17 protein-coding genes are annotated in these 17544 nt (G+C 44.4%); 9 read left to right on the plus strand and 8 right to left on the minus strand.

Going from position 1 to position 17544, the window contains the following annotated elements:
- Positions 1-117: 117 nt before the first annotated feature.
- Complete coding sequence (locus MAE_RS04180) at positions 118-468, plus strand: hypothetical protein (RefSeq protein WP_012264463.1); 351 nt, start codon at positions 118-120, stop codon at positions 466-468.
- Positions 469-519: 51 nt separating this feature from the next.
- Here the strand turns inward: MAE_RS04180 and MAE_RS28455 are convergent, their stop codons facing one another.
- Positions 520-1368, minus strand: a complete 849-nt coding sequence (locus MAE_RS28455) for an IS630-like element ISMae21 family transposase (protein WP_012264307.1) — start codon at positions 1366-1368, stop codon at positions 520-522.
- Between the two features lie 623 nt (positions 1369-1991).
- Between MAE_RS28455 and MAE_RS04190 the strand changes: the two genes are divergently transcribed.
- A complete protein-coding gene (locus MAE_RS04190) occupies positions 1992-3119 on the plus strand; it encodes a THUMP domain-containing class I SAM-dependent RNA methyltransferase (protein WP_012264465.1) in 1128 nt (375 codons plus the stop codon).
- Here MAE_RS04190 and mdh read toward each other — a convergent pair whose 3' ends face one another.
- Positions 3120-4097: a malate dehydrogenase gene (gene mdh / locus MAE_RS04195; protein ID WP_012264466.1), complete on the minus strand. Its 978-nt coding sequence runs from the start codon at positions 4095-4097 to the stop codon at positions 3120-3122. It lies immediately after the preceding gene.
- Between the two features lie 26 nt (positions 4098-4123).
- Complete coding sequence (locus MAE_RS04200) at positions 4124-4339, minus strand: NAD(P)H-quinone oxidoreductase subunit O (protein ID WP_002758722.1); 216 nt, start codon at positions 4337-4339, stop codon at positions 4124-4126.
- 20 nt (positions 4340-4359) lie between these two features.
- Here MAE_RS04200 and MAE_RS33135 point away from each other — a divergent pair, with 20 nt between their 5' ends.
- On the plus strand, positions 4360-4527 hold the full coding sequence (locus MAE_RS33135; RefSeq protein ID WP_158303490.1) for a hypothetical protein: 168 nt from the start codon (positions 4360-4362) through the stop codon (positions 4525-4527).
- A gap of 42 nt (positions 4528-4569) precedes the next feature.
- On the opposite strand, the gene MAE_RS04205 is transcribed toward MAE_RS33135, so the two are convergent.
- Together MAE_RS04205 and murD are read right to left on the minus strand one after the other, a co-directional pair.
- Entirely contained in the window at positions 4570-7221 is a 2652-nt protein-coding gene (locus MAE_RS04205) for a glycoside hydrolase family 10 protein (protein WP_012264467.1), read from the minus strand.
- Between the two features lie 178 nt (positions 7222-7399).
- Positions 7400-8749: a UDP-N-acetylmuramoyl-L-alanine--D-glutamate ligase gene (gene murD / locus MAE_RS04210; RefSeq protein ID WP_004163487.1), complete on the minus strand. Its 1350-nt coding sequence runs from the start codon at positions 8747-8749 to the stop codon at positions 7400-7402.
- Between the two features lie 388 nt (positions 8750-9137).
- Here murD and MAE_RS04215 point away from each other — a divergent pair, with 388 nt between their 5' ends.
- Positions 9138-10250 (plus strand): DUF3747 domain-containing protein, encoded by a 1113-nt coding sequence (locus MAE_RS04215; RefSeq protein ID WP_012264468.1) that lies wholly within the window; start codon positions 9138-9140, stop codon positions 10248-10250.
- 289 nt (positions 10251-10539) lie between these two features.
- Positions 10540-11647 (plus strand): peptide chain release factor 2 gene (gene prfB / locus MAE_RS04220; RefSeq protein WP_125731851.1). Its coding sequence is split into 2 segments (ribosomal slippage): positions 10540-10611 and positions 10613-11647, totalling 1107 coding nucleotides; the frame shifts between segments, so codons are not numbered across the junction.
- A 194-nt stretch (positions 11648-11841) separates the two neighbouring features.
- Here prfB and MAE_RS04225 read toward each other — a convergent pair.
- Positions 11842-12417 (minus strand): ATP-binding protein, encoded by a 576-nt coding sequence (locus MAE_RS04225; protein ID WP_012264470.1) that lies wholly within the window; start codon positions 12415-12417, stop codon positions 11842-11844.
- A gap of 272 nt (positions 12418-12689) precedes the next feature.
- A complete protein-coding gene (locus MAE_RS04230) occupies positions 12690-13478 on the minus strand; it encodes an AlbA family DNA-binding domain-containing protein (RefSeq protein ID WP_012264472.1) in 789 nt (262 codons plus the stop codon).
- 139 nt (positions 13479-13617) lie between these two features.
- Between MAE_RS04230 and MAE_RS04235 the strand changes: the two genes are divergently transcribed.
- Complete coding sequence (locus MAE_RS04235; RefSeq protein ID WP_002739055.1) at positions 13618-13869, plus strand: hypothetical protein; 252 nt, start codon at positions 13618-13620, stop codon at positions 13867-13869.
- Between the two features lie 92 nt (positions 13870-13961).
- On the opposite strand, the gene hemH is transcribed toward MAE_RS04235, so the two are convergent.
- Positions 13962-15125, minus strand: coding sequence for a ferrochelatase (gene hemH, locus MAE_RS04240; protein WP_004163484.1), 1164 nt, complete (start codon positions 15123-15125; stop codon positions 13962-13964).
- Between the two features lie 119 nt (positions 15126-15244).
- Here hemH and MAE_RS04245 point away from each other — a divergent pair, with 119 nt between their 5' ends.
- The 3 genes from MAE_RS04245 (at position 15245) to MAE_RS04255 (ending at position 17530) form a co-directional block, all read left to right on the plus strand.
- Entirely contained in the window at positions 15245-15868 is a 624-nt protein-coding gene (locus MAE_RS04245; RefSeq protein WP_041803792.1) for a class I SAM-dependent methyltransferase, read from the plus strand.
- A 99-nt stretch (positions 15869-15967) separates the two neighbouring features.
- The gene (locus tag MAE_RS04250; RefSeq protein WP_004163483.1) at positions 15968-16522 is read left to right on the plus strand and encodes a YqeG family HAD IIIA-type phosphatase; all 555 of its coding nucleotides are present in this window, start codon (positions 15968-15970) and stop codon (positions 16520-16522) included.
- 252 nt (positions 16523-16774) lie between these two features.
- Complete coding sequence (locus tag MAE_RS04255) at positions 16775-17530, plus strand: class I SAM-dependent methyltransferase (RefSeq protein WP_012264474.1); 756 nt, start codon at positions 16775-16777, stop codon at positions 17528-17530.
- Positions 17531-17544: the final 14 nt, after the last annotated feature.

Below are 17544 nucleotides of genomic sequence, written 5' to 3' on the forward strand. Positions count from 1 at the left end.
TAGACCGATTGGGGTTTTTTCAGTGATCAGTCATCAGTTACCAGTTATCAGTGATTGGGTGTAACTTGAAAGTAATTAGCCACTTTTCTGACCGATTTTACTTATACTCATAAATCTATGACCGCAGGAACACGAAACCAAACCGACAAAAAAACACGAAAAAAGCCAAAAAGCGGCAATAAATCCCAAAACTGGCAAGTTATCGAGATTTGGCTCCGAATTATTGCCTATAGTGCCATTTCCATCACGGCAGTTTTTGCGATCGCTCGTTTGCTACCTTACCAACAGATCCAACAGGCAAAACTGGAAGAAGTGCGTTTGGCAGCCCAGGAAAAGGAGGAACGCGTCAATCAATTGCGCGGTCAATTTACTCGCAGCTTCGATCCTAGTCAAGCGCGGCAAGTCATGGGGGAACAAAGTCCCCGACGGGATCCTAATCAAAGACGCATTTTTTGGGTTTCTCAGTAGATTAGCTGCCCGTGCATCTCAATTATAGTTATTTCAAATAAGAACGAGACACTAGGCGACACAATAAGTACGAATAATTTCATCAAGGGGTGTCCCCACAGGAGCATACATTCTTGCCCTCTTTAATGCACTAAAATCATGTTCGATATCATTTAAATCAGGAGAGTATTTTGGCAAAAACACGACCTGATGACCTGCTTCCTCTACCAGTTGTTTAATGACTGTCTTCCGATGAATTGGTGCATTATCCATAATTAATACTGATGTTATGGTTAGAGAGGGCAACAAATATAAAGATAACCACCCTTCAAAACCTTCGGCATTCAGGCTTCTCGTAAATACCATCGGTGCAATAAAGTCTTTTTTTCCCTTTCTTCTACCAGCGACAAGGTTCTCTCTTTTTCCTCGTTTTCCTTGTCTATCTCCAAAGACTTTCTTCCCTTTTTTTGACCAAGCATAAAAACAGGCTTGAAATTCTTCAAACCCTGACTCATCAATAAATACAAGGCTTTCACTTCCATATATTTTAATCAATTCTCTCAGCACTCTGTAGTATTTCATTCTTTCTTCTCGGTTTCTTTCTCTATAACGAAGTTCCTTCTTTTTTCTGGTAACTTTCATGTTTTTTAAGGCATAGCAAATGGCACTTGGTCTCACTCCAAATTTCTCGGCTCTGTCTCTTAATCTTGCCTCGGGATTTTCTTGGACATCTTTTGACAGTGCTTTCCAGTCCAGCTTTCTCTGACGGTGTTTTACCTTTGTTGCTTCCAGTTTTTCCCTACCTAGCCATCTATATATCGTCGCTCTTCCTATATTAAATAGAGCGGCGGCTTTGGTTATGCTTCCCCCATTCTCTACATAATCGATTACTTTTTTTCTCAAGTCTAGGCTATAAGACATTTTTCTGTATGGGTTGCTCGTTTCTCTTGATTTTACCTTATTTTTCCCTCGTCTCACACTTATTTGAAATGACTATACTTGTTAAGACTTCAGGGGAGAGGAGAGAGCCACAGAGTCGGTCTGAGCATTTGTCAGGATAAAACTAATGACCACAGCGACACAATTCTTAAGCATTGCTGCCTTGACAAAAGAGGATTATTATGGGTGCATCTGAATTTTGAAGAAATATCTATAGGACATTTTGGGCGCACGCGGTGCGCCCCTACCATTGGCGCGATAATAAATATTATTGTAGGGGCGAATTGCATTCGCCCTCTTTGAATAAGTAGGGAGGCACAATTATTTGTAGGATGGGTTAGCGGTAGCGTAACATAATCGGGCGTTGGGTTTCATGCTTCAACCCAACCTACGTTCATCTTATATTTAATTCCACCCACCTACTTAACTGCTGCTCACCTATAGGTGAGAGAAAGTCACGAATATGAGATGCACCCATTTTAACTGACTTGAGCGAATCAGATCGGGAATTTACAAGGGGATAAAAATTAAAATCTTTCTGATTTCAAGCTACCAACGACCGGCGCTAGTCACTGAAAACCGAAAACTGATAACTGATAACTGAAATGACTCGATCCTATTTTGCTACTACCGCTAGGGGACTAGAAGAAATTGCCGCTAGGGAATTAGAATTCCTAGGGGCCAAAGAAGTGAAACCCGTATTCACGGGAGTCCATTTTCAGGGGGATATCTCCCTACTCTATCGAGTCAATCTTTGGTCAAGAATTATGTTTCGAGTTTTGGTTCCCATTGCCGAAATTCCCTGTGGGGATGGGAAGGAACTGTATGATGGCATTCAAGCCATTGATTGGCGCGATTATCTCACCAGTGAGGAAACTTTAGCGGTACAATGTACGGGAACGAATGATCGCCTCAATCACACCCATTACACCGCCTTAAGCATCAAAAACGCTATTATCGACCAACAGCGTCAACAGGGGAATCCCCGTTCCTTTGTGGATACAGAAAACCCCGACCTGCAAATTAACGCTCATATCGAGAAAAATCACTGTGTGCTTAGTTTAGATAGTTCTGGCCACAGTTTGCATCGTCGCGGGTATCATCGGGCCATGGGAGTCGCACCTCTGAAAGAAAGTCTCGCCGCTGCTTTGGTAGAATTATCGGCATGGCAGGACGATATGGCGCTTTTGGACCCTTTCTGTGGTTCGGGAACCATTGTCATCGAAGCGACGTTAAAAGCTTTAAATATTGCCCCCGGTTTATCTCGTTCCCAGTTCGGATTTCAGAAGTGGCCAGACTATCAACCGGATTTATGGCAATCTTTGGTCAAGGAAGCTAAAGAAAAACAAAAATCTCGGCTAAATGCGCCAATTTATGCTAGTGATGCCGATTACGAGGTTTTGCATCAGGCCGAGGATAATGCCTATTTTTGTCAAGTGCAGGACCACATTAATTTTAGCTTGCAAAGCATCACCGACTTAGAACCGGCGAGCGATCGAGGGATTATTCTCTGTAATCCCCCTTACGGCAAAAGATTGGGCAATACCGAAGAATTAGGGGCCTTATATAAATCCTTCGGTGATGTCTTAAAACAGAGGTTTAAGGGTTGGACAGCCTATATTTTATCGGGTAACAAAGAACTGACCAAACAAATCGGTCTGCGTTCTTCCCGTCGCACTCCCTTGTATAACGGTTCTTTGCCCTGTACCCTCTTAAAATATGAGTTGTATTAACTACATCAAAACCTTGAGACTGTCAAGGGCTAAATGAACATTTTGACGAACTGAGGCAGCAGAAGTGTGTAGATCCAGACGTTCAGCATCGGTCAAACGCACTTCCAGAATACTTTCCACACCCCGACAGCCTAGGCGACAGGGAACCCCCAGATAGACATCCTGTAAACCGTATTCACCTTTAAGATAGGCTGCCGCCGGCAGTAAACGGGATTGATTTCTCAATATCGTCTCGACCATGATACAGGCAGAGGAAGCAGGGGCGTAATAAGCACCGCCAGTTTGCAGTAATTTGACGATTTCAGCCCCACCGTTGCGAGTTCTCTCCACTAGACGATTAATCGTCATCTCGTCCATCAATTCGGTAATCGGCACACCACTGACGGTACAGTAACGGGGTAGGGGCAACATTAAATCACCGTGACCACCCAAAACCATAGCATGAACGTCGGCGGTACTAACCCCCAATTCCATGGCGATAAAGGTTTGTAAACGGGAAGAATCGAGGACTCCGGCCATTCCCATCACTCTTTGGGGGGGTAAACCGGTTGCTTGCCAGACTAGATAGGTCATCACATCAAGGGGATTGGTGATGACGATAAAAATGGCTTCCGGAGAATACTTGAGGCATTTAGTGGCGGCCTCGACAACAATTTTGGCATTGACATTCATGAGATCATCGCGACTCATGCCCGGTTTTCTGGCTAATCCGGCCGTAATCACGACAATATCCGAGCCTGCCGTGTCTTCGTAGTTATTAGTGCCGATAATCTCGCTGTCGTGCAGTTCTATGCCCTGAGCTTCCATCAAATCTAGGGCAATACCCTGGGGCAAACCATTGACGATATCGAGGAGAACCACATCGGCGAGGTTTTTTTCGGCGATGCGTTGGGCCAGGGTGCGTCCGACGTTACCGGCACCAATAACCGAGACTCGGGGCGATTGGCAGGGGATGAGTGTATCGTAGAAGTCAACCATGATTTATGGATGAGGCAATATCCTCATCAGACGGGTTCCAGTTGTTCGAGCTTTAGCCACACACTGGGGGTAGGAACATAGAATTTAATCAAAGCGTAATCATCTTTTACATCCAAGACTTCTGCTGTCGAGTTGAACATATAACTGGGTAAACGGCGATCGCTGGCTAGGGCTTCGAGGCTATTTTCTAGGTTTCCCGTCACCACGCGGACTAAAGCTCCTTTCTTAATTGTAGCTGCCATGTTTTTCTCGTTAAATTTGCTTGGGGGTTTCTTCTATAAATTGTTACATATTCCGGCGGGCCTCTGACAAGAGGGTGTGGGGTGTGGGGTGTGGGGTGTGGGGTGTGGGGTGTGGGGTGTGGGGTGTGGGAATGATGAATTATGAAGTGGGGAGGTGGGGAAGTGGGGAAATTGAACTAAAACCCTAAAACCCTAAAACCCCAAAACCTGCCTCCTACCTTTTGCCTTAATTAAAACTCAACCATTTGACCATAACTTAAGAGACTTTGTAGGGTGGCGAGGCGATTTTCCCAGACCTGTATTTGATAGGCAGATAAATCTTTTTGTCTGGACATCACAGATTTAAATTTATAGCTAAATCGCTTTAAAGCATTTTGAGTTAAAGTCAAATTGCGAGGGCTGGGATTATTAGCCAACTGTTCTAATAGATTAGCCATTTCGTCCACTTCTTGCCCCCAAGCTTTTAAGGTTCCCTCCTCCATTGCCCATAAATTATTTATTATTAAAAAACTCCACTCTTGACGCAGGGAATTAAACCTCGCCGCCGCCGTTTTGAAGGGTTGACGGTGGGGTAAAGGTTCGGTTTTTTTCGTAATTATCGATCCCTGAATGCGATTAAGAATTGTTTGCAAGTTGGGATTGAGATTTTCTGTGGCAAAAAGAGCGAATCCCGAAGTGGGAAGATTACGAATAAATTGTAGTTGATCGATCGTGACTTGATCGGGTACTTTTAACAGACGGATACCGGGTATAATCAGAGCATTTCCTGCAATTTGGCGATCAAATAAAGACTTGGTTTTATCTTCTAAAGTCCCTGTATCGAGAGCATAAGTCATTAAAAATATCAGGTCTATCCATTGATTTTGTCCCCATTCTTCCCAGTTTTGTTGAATACGATATAATCGTTCTTTTTGTTCTAGGGGAAACACCGCCGCCGACATTTTTAAGTGGGGGCGAATCTGTTTTAAGCGAGTAGAAACCTGCGAGACAAAAGTATCAACCTGACGGATTTTAAAGCTAGTCCATTGTTCCCATAAAGCACCCCGGGGATTTAAAGTAATTGGATCAACTCCCGTCATTTGTTTAAATAACCAGCGGCCGGATTTACCATAACCATAGGTTTGATTAGAATCTTGACTCTGGAAGGGATAGCGAATATAATCTAACTGCAAGCCATCCACATCATAATTCTTGACAATTTCCTCGTAAAGAGATAAAAGATAGTTCTGTACCTCGGGATTAGCAGGATCAAAAAAGGCCTTTTTCATGCCTTGACTGTAATCAAAAGAACCACCACTTTTATTAGTTGCCCCCCAATCGGGATTACGGGATAAAACCGGACCTAGATAATCTAATGGTTGCTCTAATACTTTATTATGAGCTTGATTAGCCGCCGCAAAAACCCACACCCAGGCGTGGATTTCCATATTGCGTTCATGGGCTAATTTAACGGCAACTTTTAGGGGATCCCAACCTCTGGTTAAAGGGTTTTGTTCGGGGGCAACTTGACTGGGATAAATAGTATAACTAGCATTAACTGTCTCGAAAAAGACCACATTAATACCAGCTGCCGCCATGCGATCGAATACTTTAGCTAAATCCTCCTCATTTTTAGCTTCTACGATCGTTCCTCTATCTAACCACATTGCCCGTATTTCTGGCTGGGCAAATTGTCGATTAGTGGGATAATTATCCCAAAGACTTCGCCGCGCTTGTAACCAAAATTCTCGCGCTTGGGTATAGGCCCCCTGAGCAATTAAATTCTGAAAATTATTTAAGGCTCCTTGGGCATTTTCTAGGGCTAAACGGAATTGTCTGGCTGTATCTGAGGTGGGGGAATTTTTCCCGCGATTATGAAATGCTTGTGCTAAGGATTTATCAGTATTGGATATATTACTGTTGCTGGCTTCTAAAGCTAAGAGAGTCACCCCATAACGCCCGATTAATCCCTGCAATTCCGCCGTCATCTGGCTAATTTGTTGAGGAGTTAGGCTGGCTCTGGGGGGAATTGCCTCGGTACTCGGACTTAATCTCGCCGTTTCACTGGGGGGATTTTCTGAAATCTGCGGTAGAGGGCGACGGGGTGCGATCGCAACGCGCTCGCTACGCGAGATCGCTGTTGGGGTATTATTAATATTATTAACTATTGTTGATTGACCTTGACAATAGGGCGCAATTGTGTTATTAGAAGAACTGCGATTAATGCCGTAGCGTTGCAGGGCGGTTTCTAGCCAAGCACTATCGAGGGCGAGATTAGCGACGGCATCGCTGCCCCAGCGCCAACCGAGAAAGATCGAGTTATTATTGAGGACAACGGCGGGGGGATTGTTGCGCGCCCCCCAGACGGCAACGGTTTGGCTATTAACTCCCGTGGGGATAACCACACCACCGAGGAGACTGCTGGCTAAAGGTTTTTGGTTTTTCAGTTCACCCAAATTAGTCGGCCGCAGGGTGTAAGCTTGGGAGTGGGGATAGGCCCAGTAAGCCCCAAATAGCGATCGCAATTGATGACGCACAGCAGGTTCCGAAAGATTCCCCGCCGGACCGGTGACAATAATTTTACCACCGCGATTAAGCCAACGACTCAAGACATCAGCTTGTAAACCGGAAATAGTCTCGACGTTGGGGATGATTAGAACCTTAATTTTATTTAAATCCGCGTCGCTTTGCCACTGATTACTCTGGAGAATGCAGTAATTAACCCCGACATTTTGCAAACGTTCGGTTATATCTGTCCATTGATTGGCATTTTCTTGACTTTTTAACACTGCCACCGGTGTCGCTAAAACTGGGATCGGCAGCAAGACACCCACACAGGACAAAAGACAGGCAATTAGGGGCTTGTTAAAAAGATGATCAAGATGGAAGGACGATCCCAGCACGTTTTTTCTCTTAATTTTTTGGTTAACTCCTCCTGATTTTACCCAACTTAGCCGAAAAAGAGGATCTTTGGGAACAAAAATTGCGTCTTAGTCGTCGGCAACAGGGTTTTAGGGTGTTGGGGTTTTAGGGTTTTAGTGGAAATTCCCCACTCCCCCATTCCCCCACTCCCCCATCTCCCTACAACTGTAAGGACAATTGCCGAAAGTGAGTGCCGCGATGTTCAAAACTTGGGTATTGGTCAAAACTGGCGCAAGCGGGCGATAATAACACCACTTTAGCCTCTTTTGCCGGTCCTAGTTCAGCCGCGCGTTGAACTGCCCTGTCCATCGTTTCTACACATTCATAATCTTGATAACCTGCTGACTGTAAACGACGGGCAAAATCGGCGGCAGCGTCACCAATAAGCAGCACGGTGGCGACTTTTGCCTTAATTTCAGCGATCCAAGCCCGATCATCCCCTGCTTTCGCTTCTCCCCCCGCGATTAAAATCGCCGGACTCGGGACGGATTGTAAGCCCACTGCGGCGGCATCGTAGTTAGTTGCTTTACTATCATTAATAAAGTCTAGGCCTTTATAGGTACAAACATACTCTAGACGATGGGCAACCCCGGGGAAAGTGGCGATCGCTTCGGTAATGGCTTTTTTCTCGATTCCTGCCAATCTAGCGGCGGCCACAGCCATAAGCAAATTCTGTTGATTGTGACTACCCACCATTTTCAGGAGATTAACCGGGGCAATTAACTCCCCAAAAGCCACGATCCAGTTATCTTGGAGATAAACACCACGACTAGGATCGCCCAAAAGCGCAGCTTTGCCCTGCACAGAAGTCCAGTAAGCTTGTTGCCATTGACTAACACCGATTTGACGCAGATAGGGATCATCACCGTTGAGGATTTGGCGATCGCTTCTTTGCAGTAAAGAGGCTTTAATCTGATAATAATTTTCGAGGGTTTGATGACGACTGAGGTGATCGGGGGTAAAAGTTGTCCAGATGCCGATTTTCGGCGATAAATCCCGACTGGACTCGATCTGATAACTACTAATCTCCGCAATAATCCAATCGTATTTATCGGCTTTTAAAGCCAATTCACAGGCAGCATAGCCGATATTACCGCAGGAAGGGGCATTTAACCCCGCTTTTTGAAAAATAGCGGCACAGAGGGCGGTGGTGGTGGTTTTGCCGTTAGTTCCCGTAATACCCAACCAAGGGGAAGATTGCAGATAACGCCAAGCTAATTCTAATTCTCCGATCGTATCGATGCCTTTTTCTCTGGCAGTAATTAAAATCGGGGCATCCCAAGGCACCCCGGGGCTAACCACGATAAGATTAGGCAAGTCCGAAGCCTCTAGACTGAGATTTTGACCAAGATTGACAATAATTCCTTCCCTTTCCAGATTGGTTTTGGTTGCTTGTAAACTGGGAGAATCAGAGCGATCGCTTAATGTCACCTGCCAACCATCCCGTTTTAAGCATCTTGCCGCTGCTATTCCCGATCTTCCCAATCCAATAATCGCCGCTTTCGCCATCTTGTTGCCACTCTACTCAAGAGTCAATTTTTAGCAATCTCTATCCTACTGTGGATTAGGTCGAGTAATAACTAGGGTTTGCGGCAAAAAGTTTTTCGGTGGGGGCAGGGTGTAGGGTGTGGGGTGTAGGGTGTGGGGTGTAGGGTTTTAGCGATTTTGAGGGGGTCAATTACCTAATTTTCAGGGAAAAAGTCCAGGGATTTTCCACCCGATCACTACCAGATCTGGTACTTTTTGGAAACCAAAAAGTCTAAAAGTTTTACCCAACAAGGTTTTTAGATTTATTGAGCAAACCCTAGCTATCTTCCAAGAAAACAAAATTCTCTGGCTTACGTCTAGATCGATAAAATAAATGCAAGTACAATCTCTATAACAACGCTCCCTATTTATGAATCTAAAATCATCCTTAAAATTTACCCTATTGTTTTCACTTCTGGGGGGTTGTCTCCTGACTACACCGAGTCAAGCAACTCTCTTTGAACAAAGAGAAGTTAATCAAGAAGATTTTATCGCTATTGCCCGACCCTACGGTAACGGTAAATACGATTTACTGATTTTGCAACAAATCCCAGGAAAACGCCAATGTTGGGCGGTAAATGGCACAGAACCGACCATTGTTCAGCCGCTGCTGCTCGATTTCGATTTTACCGGCAGTTGTGAACGGGCCACCGACAGTAACGGTTATTCCCTTCGCATTCAGGGCAAAGATTACGGTTTAGAATACCTGCTGCGTATCGTACAACGCAACGGGGAATTAGTCCTTGTGGGAACCCCCCGCAATCCCAGGCAATCGGAGGTAATTATTGGACGGACAAAAGGTTTAGGGAGCGGTTTAATGCAAATTTATCTCATCGATGGCTGGCGCTTTACTAAACGCAGTCTAGCTGGTCAAAATCTCAGTCATATCTATCTAACTGCCGATAGTCCCAATTTCAATCCTCCCCCAGAATTACTCGCGGGTAATAGTTATTCCCTCCCCAGAGAATCCGTCAAAGCAGAAACACCTGTTAATCCTGCTGCTAATCCCGAAGTGCGAGAATATACCTTTACCGCTGCAGAAACAGCAGTAGAGAGCAATCCTCAGCCAGTGGTCAATAATCCAGTACCAGAGCCAAATTTAACGCCACCGTCCCCAGTTACCCCTAATTTACCCCCCCTGACTCCTCCCAATTCTCAGAATAATAATGCAATTGTACCACCACCGCCACCGCGCAACCTAGGCAATCCCAGAAGTTTATCAGACGTAATCACTTTTAATCGAGCCGCCGCTAATCCCAGTAGTGGTAATATGAGCAATAGTAGTCGCCAAGGTTTTAAAGTAGTAATCGAAGCTAAAACCGAGAGCGATCGCACTAGGGTTCGTTCTCTCTATCCCGACGCTTTCCCCACTTCCCACCAAGGTCGTCGCGTCTGGCAAATAGGCGCGTTTAGTAGTCGCGATAAGGCTGAAAACGCTTTACAAACTCTTGCCCCCCTGCGCGGATCGATCGTACCATTTTAGGGAACGCTGGAACTGCGGAACGGGGAACAGAGAGTGGATAGGGGAAATGGGGAAATGGGGAAATGGGGAAATGGGGAGATAGGGGAATTTCAACTAATACCCTAAAACCCTAAAACCCTAACTCTCAACTCCTGACTTGAAAGGGGGTGTAGGGTGTGGGGTGTGGGGTGTAGGGAAGGAAACCTCTTTCCTCTGTGGGGGTGAAAATTTTTTCATCGGGACTGACTCCCCAGACTCCTGACGTCTAGAGTAACTGATAACTGATAACTGATAACTGATAACTGAAAACATGGAAATATCGGAACTAAAAAAAGGTATCGAGATAGTAGGATTGCGCCTGGGTAAAACCCAGGACTATCTTTGACTTACCCACTTTAAGGGCCAAAATTAAAGACTTAGAACAGGTGGCGGCCGTCCCTACTTTTTGGGATAATCTCGATACGGCTCAAAAAACCCTGCAAGAACTAAATGAATGTAAATCTTCTTTAGAAACCTATCAGGGTTGGTGTGGACAATTAGAAGATACCAAGGCAATTATCGAGTTATTAGAATTAGAATCCGATCGAACTTTACTAGAAGAAGCGACGGACAATTTAACTCATTTACAGCATGACCTCGATCGCTGGGAATTGCAACAGCTTTTAAATGGTCCCTACGACGCAAAAGGAGCGGTTTTAACGATTAATGCGGGGGCCGGGGGAACCGATGCCCAAGATTGGACAGAAATGCTCCTGAGAATGTATTCTCGCTGGGCCGAGAAACAGGGTTATAAAGTCACTTTAGCGGAAATATCAGAAGGAGATGAAGCGGGAATTAAATCGGTGACAATTGAGATTGCCGGAACTTATGCTTACGGTTATCTGAAAGGAGAAAAAGGCACCCATCGGTTAGTAAGAATTTCCCCTTTTAATGCTAATGGTAAACGTCAAACCAGTTTCGCCGGGGTGGAAGTGATGCCAATTTTGGGCGATGATGCGGTGAGGGTAGAAATTCCCGATAAAGATTTAGAAATTACCACCACTAGATCGGGGGGAAAAGGTGGACAAAATGTTAATAAAGTGGAAACTGCCGTGCGTGTAGTTCATCTTCCCACAGGTATCGCTGTGCGTTGTACCCAAGAGCGATCGCAATTACAAAATAAAGAAAAAGCCCTAGCTTTATTAAAAGCGAAATTGTTAATTATCGCTCGGGAACAACAGGCTCAAGCGATCGCAGAAATTCGCGGCGATATGGTGGAGGCCGCTTGGGGCAATCAAATCCGTAACTATGTTTTTCATCCCTATCAATTGGTTAAGGACCTCCGTAGTAATGTGGAAACCACCGATGTTACCCGGGTAATGAATGGGGATTTAGATAGCTTTATTGAAGCCTATTTACGTTTGGGGGGTGCAGTTTAAAGAAATGTATCGCCGTTGTCGTCCACAAGTCCCACTCCCGTGTGGACGCGATGATAAAATCTCCTCTTGGAAAAATGTCGATTTGCGTTGAAGCACTTTTTTGCTTGCTGTATAAGGGTTTCGCCGATTTGACATCCCTAAAATGGATTTGCGTTGAAGCACTTTTTAGCATTTCCACTTCGCTCAAGGCTAGTCTAGGCCCAAAAGGGGAGATAACGAGCATAACGAGTTGATTTAGATTCAGATTCGTCAAGTTTAATCAGTCCTGCTTCTTTAGTTGCCCCAATCACTTGAGAAACAGTATTGTTTTTTGATTCATTTAAACAAAAGCGATTTCGTAAGGTTTGGTTAGACATCCGTTGATTATCGACATAGAGGAGACAACAGTGCTGATAACAAGCGCGAATACGGTCAGATTGACTCATTTTGCCAAAATCCTGATGAGCGAATAGGATAGAAGTTGTTCGGATCTCACCTACTCTAAAATCTGGTGCGGGAAGTTGAAATTTCTCGGCAGCGGAAATAACTTTATCAATACCACTGCCCTTTTCTTCACAAATGCCAAAACGACGCATTATGTCAGCTAATTGCTCATTACGGGAGCGATATTCGTCTATAAAGCGTTCTACTTTGATAAAAGGAATACCAGGGTTAGAGATTTCTACTCGATCATCATACATTTCAATCATCACCGAAGCGCCTGTAGCGAGAAAGTCCTGATGAATCAAAGCATTGGCGATCAGTTCTCGCAAAGCTTGTGGAGGAAACATTTTCACTTCTTCCCTAAGAACCTCCTCGATGACGCGATTTTGAGGGGCTAAATCGTGGACAAAATTAACTAGGGTTTGCTGAAAAAGCTTTTCCTGGGGGCAGGGTGTGGGGTGTGGGGTGTGGGGTGTGGGGTTTTACCAGTTTTGAGGTGGTCAACTACCTAATTTTCAGGGAAAAAGTACCTGAATTTTCCCCCGATCCCCGCAATGGCTGGCACTTTTTGAGGGGAAAAAAGTCCAAAAGTCTTATCCAACAAGGTTTTTAGATTTATTCAGCAGACCCTAACTAAACCATCAAAACCCACAGCATATCCCTTAGTTCCTGTCTGTTCCAGTCGAGTTTTAATTTTACCTGTTCCCTCATAGATAATCACTCGTGGTGCTTTACGCGCTAAGGTAGGGGAAAAGCTCTCAAGTTGTCTGGCCAGAAGGATGGCAGATAAATTAGGAATTGTCCAACCTTGTGGGGTTTTTTGCAGGAGTTGATCGCCTTGTAATCTTTCTAAAACAGCATCACGATGGCTAGGATAGGGAAGCTTGAGCAATTCAAAGTAGGTTTGGGTGTCTAATAGGTCAATAACCTCATCTGGACTAGCATGAGAACGAGCAGGTTGACAAAACCAATCTTGTTGATCTTCAGCAAAGATGCGCTTAAGCAGATCAGGTGTCATGGGTACTAAGTCTTCCCCTGCTCGCATTAGATAAGCACCTTCAAAGGCGATAGGTTGTCCTGTGGGACGGGTTGGCACTTCAAAAACCAAGACACGACCATCAGGGTGGGCCAATTCGGTGATTTCCACGCGCAAGCGAAGTTTTTGAACGATTAGCGATTTAATGCTGTTAATTTCTTCGGGTGTAGGAAAGGCTTGTGAACCAACAATTTTACGGGGACGTTTATCGGTAACACCTAAGATAAAATGGCCACCTCCTTCATTAGCAAGGGCGACGCAATATTTTAACAGTTTGATTGTATCAAATTGATTTTTAGCCTGTTTAAATTCTAGTCGCTCATTTTCCACTGGAGCATTTAACCAACCTTCTAGGGTCTCTAGGTTTATCATGCAGTAATCTCCTTCTGGGTGGGAATTTCCGTTTGGGGGGTAACAGTGCAGGTTATACTGATTCCTAAGATGAGAGCAGCTCTATTTTCTCGCAAATTCTGTTCTTATGCTATTTGTCCTCTACTAAGAAGAAAAATCAATGGTTATTATCGAGATTACCAATGTGGAAGAAATATTGAGCGCAAAAATTGGCTCTTTCGCCGCTAAAATCGTTCAAGCTCTAGCAGATGATGAAGGGAAAGTGGAAGAGGTTCTCATCAAAGAATTACAGGCTAATTTTCAGGAAAGGGGCATTAAAGCTAATCTGTTTAGCGTCACTGGGTTAGATATGCTCGGCAATGGCAGGCTAGAAGTTAACGTTAATGTTCGTTCTGCTAATATGATGTCCTAAGAGATAAAATCGCCAATGGTTGGGTTAAATATAGTTAAACCCAACCTTATTTTGGTAGTTACCGTCAAAGGCAATGGCAACGAAGCTTGAGGTTATAATAAACCAACAAAATGTAACGGTCCTTGACCGGTAATTAATTCGATAATAATTGCCAGAAAACCGATCATCGCTAATCGGCCATTCCACACCTCGGCTGCCGTTGTCATCCCCCATTCCCAACGTTCCTGGGGATACATTTTCATATTCGCTTTCGGATGGGTAATTTGCTCGAAAGTGGTGGGTTTTTCCTCTAGGGATTTGACCACTAACTGGGAGAGAGATTCGATAAACATCGGGTGAGTGTTAAGAGCCGGTACTCGCTGAAAATGTTCAATTCCCGCTTCTTCCGCCACTTCTCGGTACTCTATATCGATTTCTTGCAGAGTTTCGATGTGTTCCGAGACAAAGCTAATCGGTACGACCAATAAATGCTTAATTCCCTGCTCTCCCAACTCTTTTAAAGCATCTTCAGTATAGGGTTTTAGCCATTCCACTGGACCGACGCGACTTTGATAGGCTAAAGTGTACTGATTGGGTCGATTTAGCGTACGCATGATCGCCCTAGTGCATTCTTCAATTTGCCTTTGATAGGGATCTCCCGCTTCCTCCACATAACTTTGGGGGACACCATGGGCGCTAAAAAAGATATGTACTTGGTCAGGATTAGGACACTGCTCTAATTCTCGCGCGATCAGATCGGCCATAGCACTCAGATAAGTGGGATGATCGTACCAAGAAGGGATGAGAGTATATTCCGTCAAACGCAGATAGGGATCCTGCTGCCACATTTCCTCCAGCACACGAAAACTGGAACCACTGGTACTGATGGAAAATTGGGGATAAAGGGGAAGAATAACTAATTTTTTGATATGATCCCGTTTAATCCGCTCGATCGCTTCTTCGGTGAAGGGATTCCAATAACGCATCCCGATATAAACGCTCACCTCGCGCCCCATTTCCTTGAGACGTTGTTGCAGTGCCGTGGCCTGTGCTTCCGTAATCTTGAGTAAAGGGGAGCCACCACCAATCTGACGGTAATTTTCCTGGGATTTACTCGCTCTTAGCGTCGATATTAACCAAGCTAACGGTTTTTGTAATCCTTTGATCGGTAAACGGATGATCTCTGGGTCAGAAAAAAGGTTAAATAGAAAAGGACGCACATCCTCTAACCGCTCCGGCCCACCCAAATTTAATAATAAAACGCCAACGCGACCCATAGTGTTAACAGATAATTTTTAAATTTTCAGATTCTTTACCAAGTTTAACAATATATCGGTGGAACCGTTAAAACAAATTACAGACAATATCGAACTTAATCAAATTTTGGAGGTTGATCTTGGCGACAATTTTACGTCCCCTCAGTTATCAGTATCAATGGCTTTACGATGGTATCTCCCGTCTGGCTGCCCTAGCGGTGGGTGGGGAGACCCGTTTTCGGCAATTGGCCCTAGAAGGTTTAAAAATCGCTAAAAATGACCCTATCCTCGATCTCTGTTGTGGTGCGGGTCAAACCACCCGTTATTTAGTACCCCTATCCGATCGCTGTACCGGTTTAGATGTCTCTCCCGTGGCCCTGGAGCGAGCTAGTTTAGCGGTGCCGCAAGCGCATTATGTGGAGGGATTAGCCGAAAAAATGCCCTTTAATGCCGGAGAATTCGCCTTTGTTCATACTAGCGCCGCTCTCCACGAAATGGAACCGGAGCAGTTAGAGGAAATCCTCAAAGAAGTGTATCGAGTTCTCAGACCGGGGGGAATTTTTGCCCTCGTGGATTTTCATCGACCCACTAACCCGCTTTTTTGGCCTTCTTTGGCCCTATTTTTGCAATTATTTGAAACCCATACCGCTTGGCAATTTATCGATAGGGACCTGATCCAATCTTTACAGGCGCTCGGTTTTCGTGATTGTCAACAAAAATTATACGCTGGTGGCAGTTTACAGGTGATTCAAGCGGCCAAGTGAAGGGATCGGCCAGGCAAGATTTTCAGAGGCAGTCGGTCATTTATACTAAGTAGGGAAGCTGAGTTCGATCGACTCGGTGCCAGTTATTTTTGAGAAGTAATGACTAGAGCAAAAATTCTACAACCCGATTTAATTTTAGGGGATACGATTCTCGGTCTCAGTCTGGAGATTTTGAGTCAGCATCAAATTAAAGGATTGATTCTCGATGTGGACGATACCCTTGTTCCCCTCCAGGAAACGACGGTTTCTGACGATTTACAGCGTTGGGTCGATTCCTTGCGTCTTTATCTACCGATTTGGTTGGTAAGCAATAATCTTAGCGAAAATCGTATCGGTGCGATCGCTGATAATTTACAACTTCCCTACCTTCTCGGTGCGGTGAAACCCTCTCGACGCAAACTCCGGCAAGCGATGGCAGCCATGAGTCTCCCCCCCCAACAAATTGCTATGGTTGGCGATCGCTTGTTTACCGATGTTTTAGCGGGAAATCGTCTGGGAATGTTTACCATTCTGGTGAAACCAATGGTAAATCCCTTGACGGGGGGGGCAGCTTATCCAATCCACGATTTTGAGGTGTGGATATCACAAATTCTCGGCGTTTCCCTGCATCCGCAGCATTACTTAATAAAACCTGACCAATCCTCACAAAAGTAAATATTAAAAAATAATTAAGTATAGAGGAAAGGAGGGAAAAGTAGAAAATACTATAGATAATTTGAAATGAGGTCAGCCGAGATAAAGACCTTAAATATAACAAGGTCAATAGATGGACGGTGCCAGTTTTTGCGGATATACGCCAAAAGCTGGCACTACTGTTTTAACGAAAACTTCCTGCTATAATTTGGCCAGATTGTGAGATAATAGGGAACGATTTTTTAGTTAATTCTCCCTGGCTTCACTCTATATATGAATCGAGATTCTTCCCTGCTATCATCCTCCTCGGTTGCGGAATTCAAGCGCAATTCCTTTGATTTGGAGTCACACCTACAAAACTTTTTACAATTAGACCAAGAAATTCTACAAGCAAAATTAGCGATAGCAAAAGATTCCTTAGCGGCCTTAGCCCATCAAGAATTTTCTTGGACAAATCCAGATTATTTCTATCAGGAACAAGTCAAAGAAAACTATTTATTTGAATTATCTGCTTGGCATTTATCCAGTCAAGAATATATCGGGGAAACCCTGAGATTAATTGATGATCACGGTAGCGGAAAAGTCTTAGATTTTGGTGGCGGAATCGGTACTCATGCCCTGGCTGCCGCAATGAATTCTGGGGTTGAACAGGTGATCTATTGCGATCTTAATCCCCTACATCATGAATTTGTTCGCTTTCGTGCCGAGCAATTAAATCTCGATACTAATAAGCTCTCATTCTATACGGAAATTCCCGAACGGCTAAAATTTGACACGATTATCTGTTTGGATGTCATCGAGCATTTGCCCTCACCTACAGCCCAACTTAAAAAGTTTTATGACTGGTTAAACCCAGGAGGAAAGCTAATTATTAACTGGTATTTTTTCAAAGGATTTAATCAAGAATATCCCTTTCATATCGACGATCCCAAAATTATTGAGAGCTTTTTTCAAACCCTACAAAAAGATTTCCTAGAGATTTTTCATCCCTATCACATTACCGTGCGCTGTTATCGAAAAAATCAATAATTGCCGGAAGAAGA

Origin of the sequence: Microcystis aeruginosa NIES-843 (assembly GCF_000010625.1) — a bacterium.
Lineage (GTDB): Bacteria > Cyanobacteriota > Cyanobacteriia > Cyanobacteriales > Microcystaceae > Microcystis > Microcystis aeruginosa.

Coding starts and splice junctions, on each gene's coding strand:
- MAE_RS04180 (WP_012264463.1), top strand. CDS start 118: ATGACCGCAGGAACACGAAACCAAACCGACAAAAAAACACGAAAAAAG.
- MAE_RS28455 (WP_012264307.1), bottom strand. CDS start 1,368: ATGTCTTATAGCCTAGACTTGAGAAAAAAAGTAATCGATTATGTAGAG.
- MAE_RS04190 (WP_012264465.1), top strand. CDS start 1,992: ATGACTCGATCCTATTTTGCTACTACCGCTAGGGGACTAGAAGAAATT.
- mdh (WP_012264466.1), bottom strand. CDS start 4,097: ATGGTTGACTTCTACGATACACTCATCCCCTGCCAATCGCCCCGAGTC.
- MAE_RS04200 (WP_002758722.1), bottom strand. CDS start 4,339: ATGGCAGCTACAATTAAGAAAGGAGCTTTAGTCCGCGTGGTGACGGGA.
- murD (WP_004163487.1), bottom strand. CDS start 8,749: ATGGCGAAAGCGGCGATTATTGGATTGGGAAGATCGGGAATAGCAGCG.
- MAE_RS04215 (WP_012264468.1), top strand. CDS start 9,138: ATGAATCTAAAATCATCCTTAAAATTTACCCTATTGTTTTCACTTCTG.
- MAE_RS04225 (WP_012264470.1), bottom strand. CDS start 12,417: ATGTTTCCTCCACAAGCTTTGCGAGAACTGATCGCCAATGCTTTGATT.
- MAE_RS04230 (WP_012264472.1), bottom strand. CDS start 13,478: ATGATAAACCTAGAGACCCTAGAAGGTTGGTTAAATGCTCCAGTGGAA.
- MAE_RS04235 (WP_002739055.1), top strand. CDS start 13,618: ATGGTTATTATCGAGATTACCAATGTGGAAGAAATATTGAGCGCAAAA.
- hemH (WP_004163484.1), bottom strand. CDS start 15,125: ATGGGTCGCGTTGGCGTTTTATTATTAAATTTGGGTGGGCCGGAGCGG.
- MAE_RS04250 (WP_004163483.1), top strand. CDS start 15,968: ATGACTAGAGCAAAAATTCTACAACCCGATTTAATTTTAGGGGATACG.
- MAE_RS04255 (WP_012264474.1), top strand. CDS start 16,775: ATGAATCGAGATTCTTCCCTGCTATCATCCTCCTCGGTTGCGGAATTC.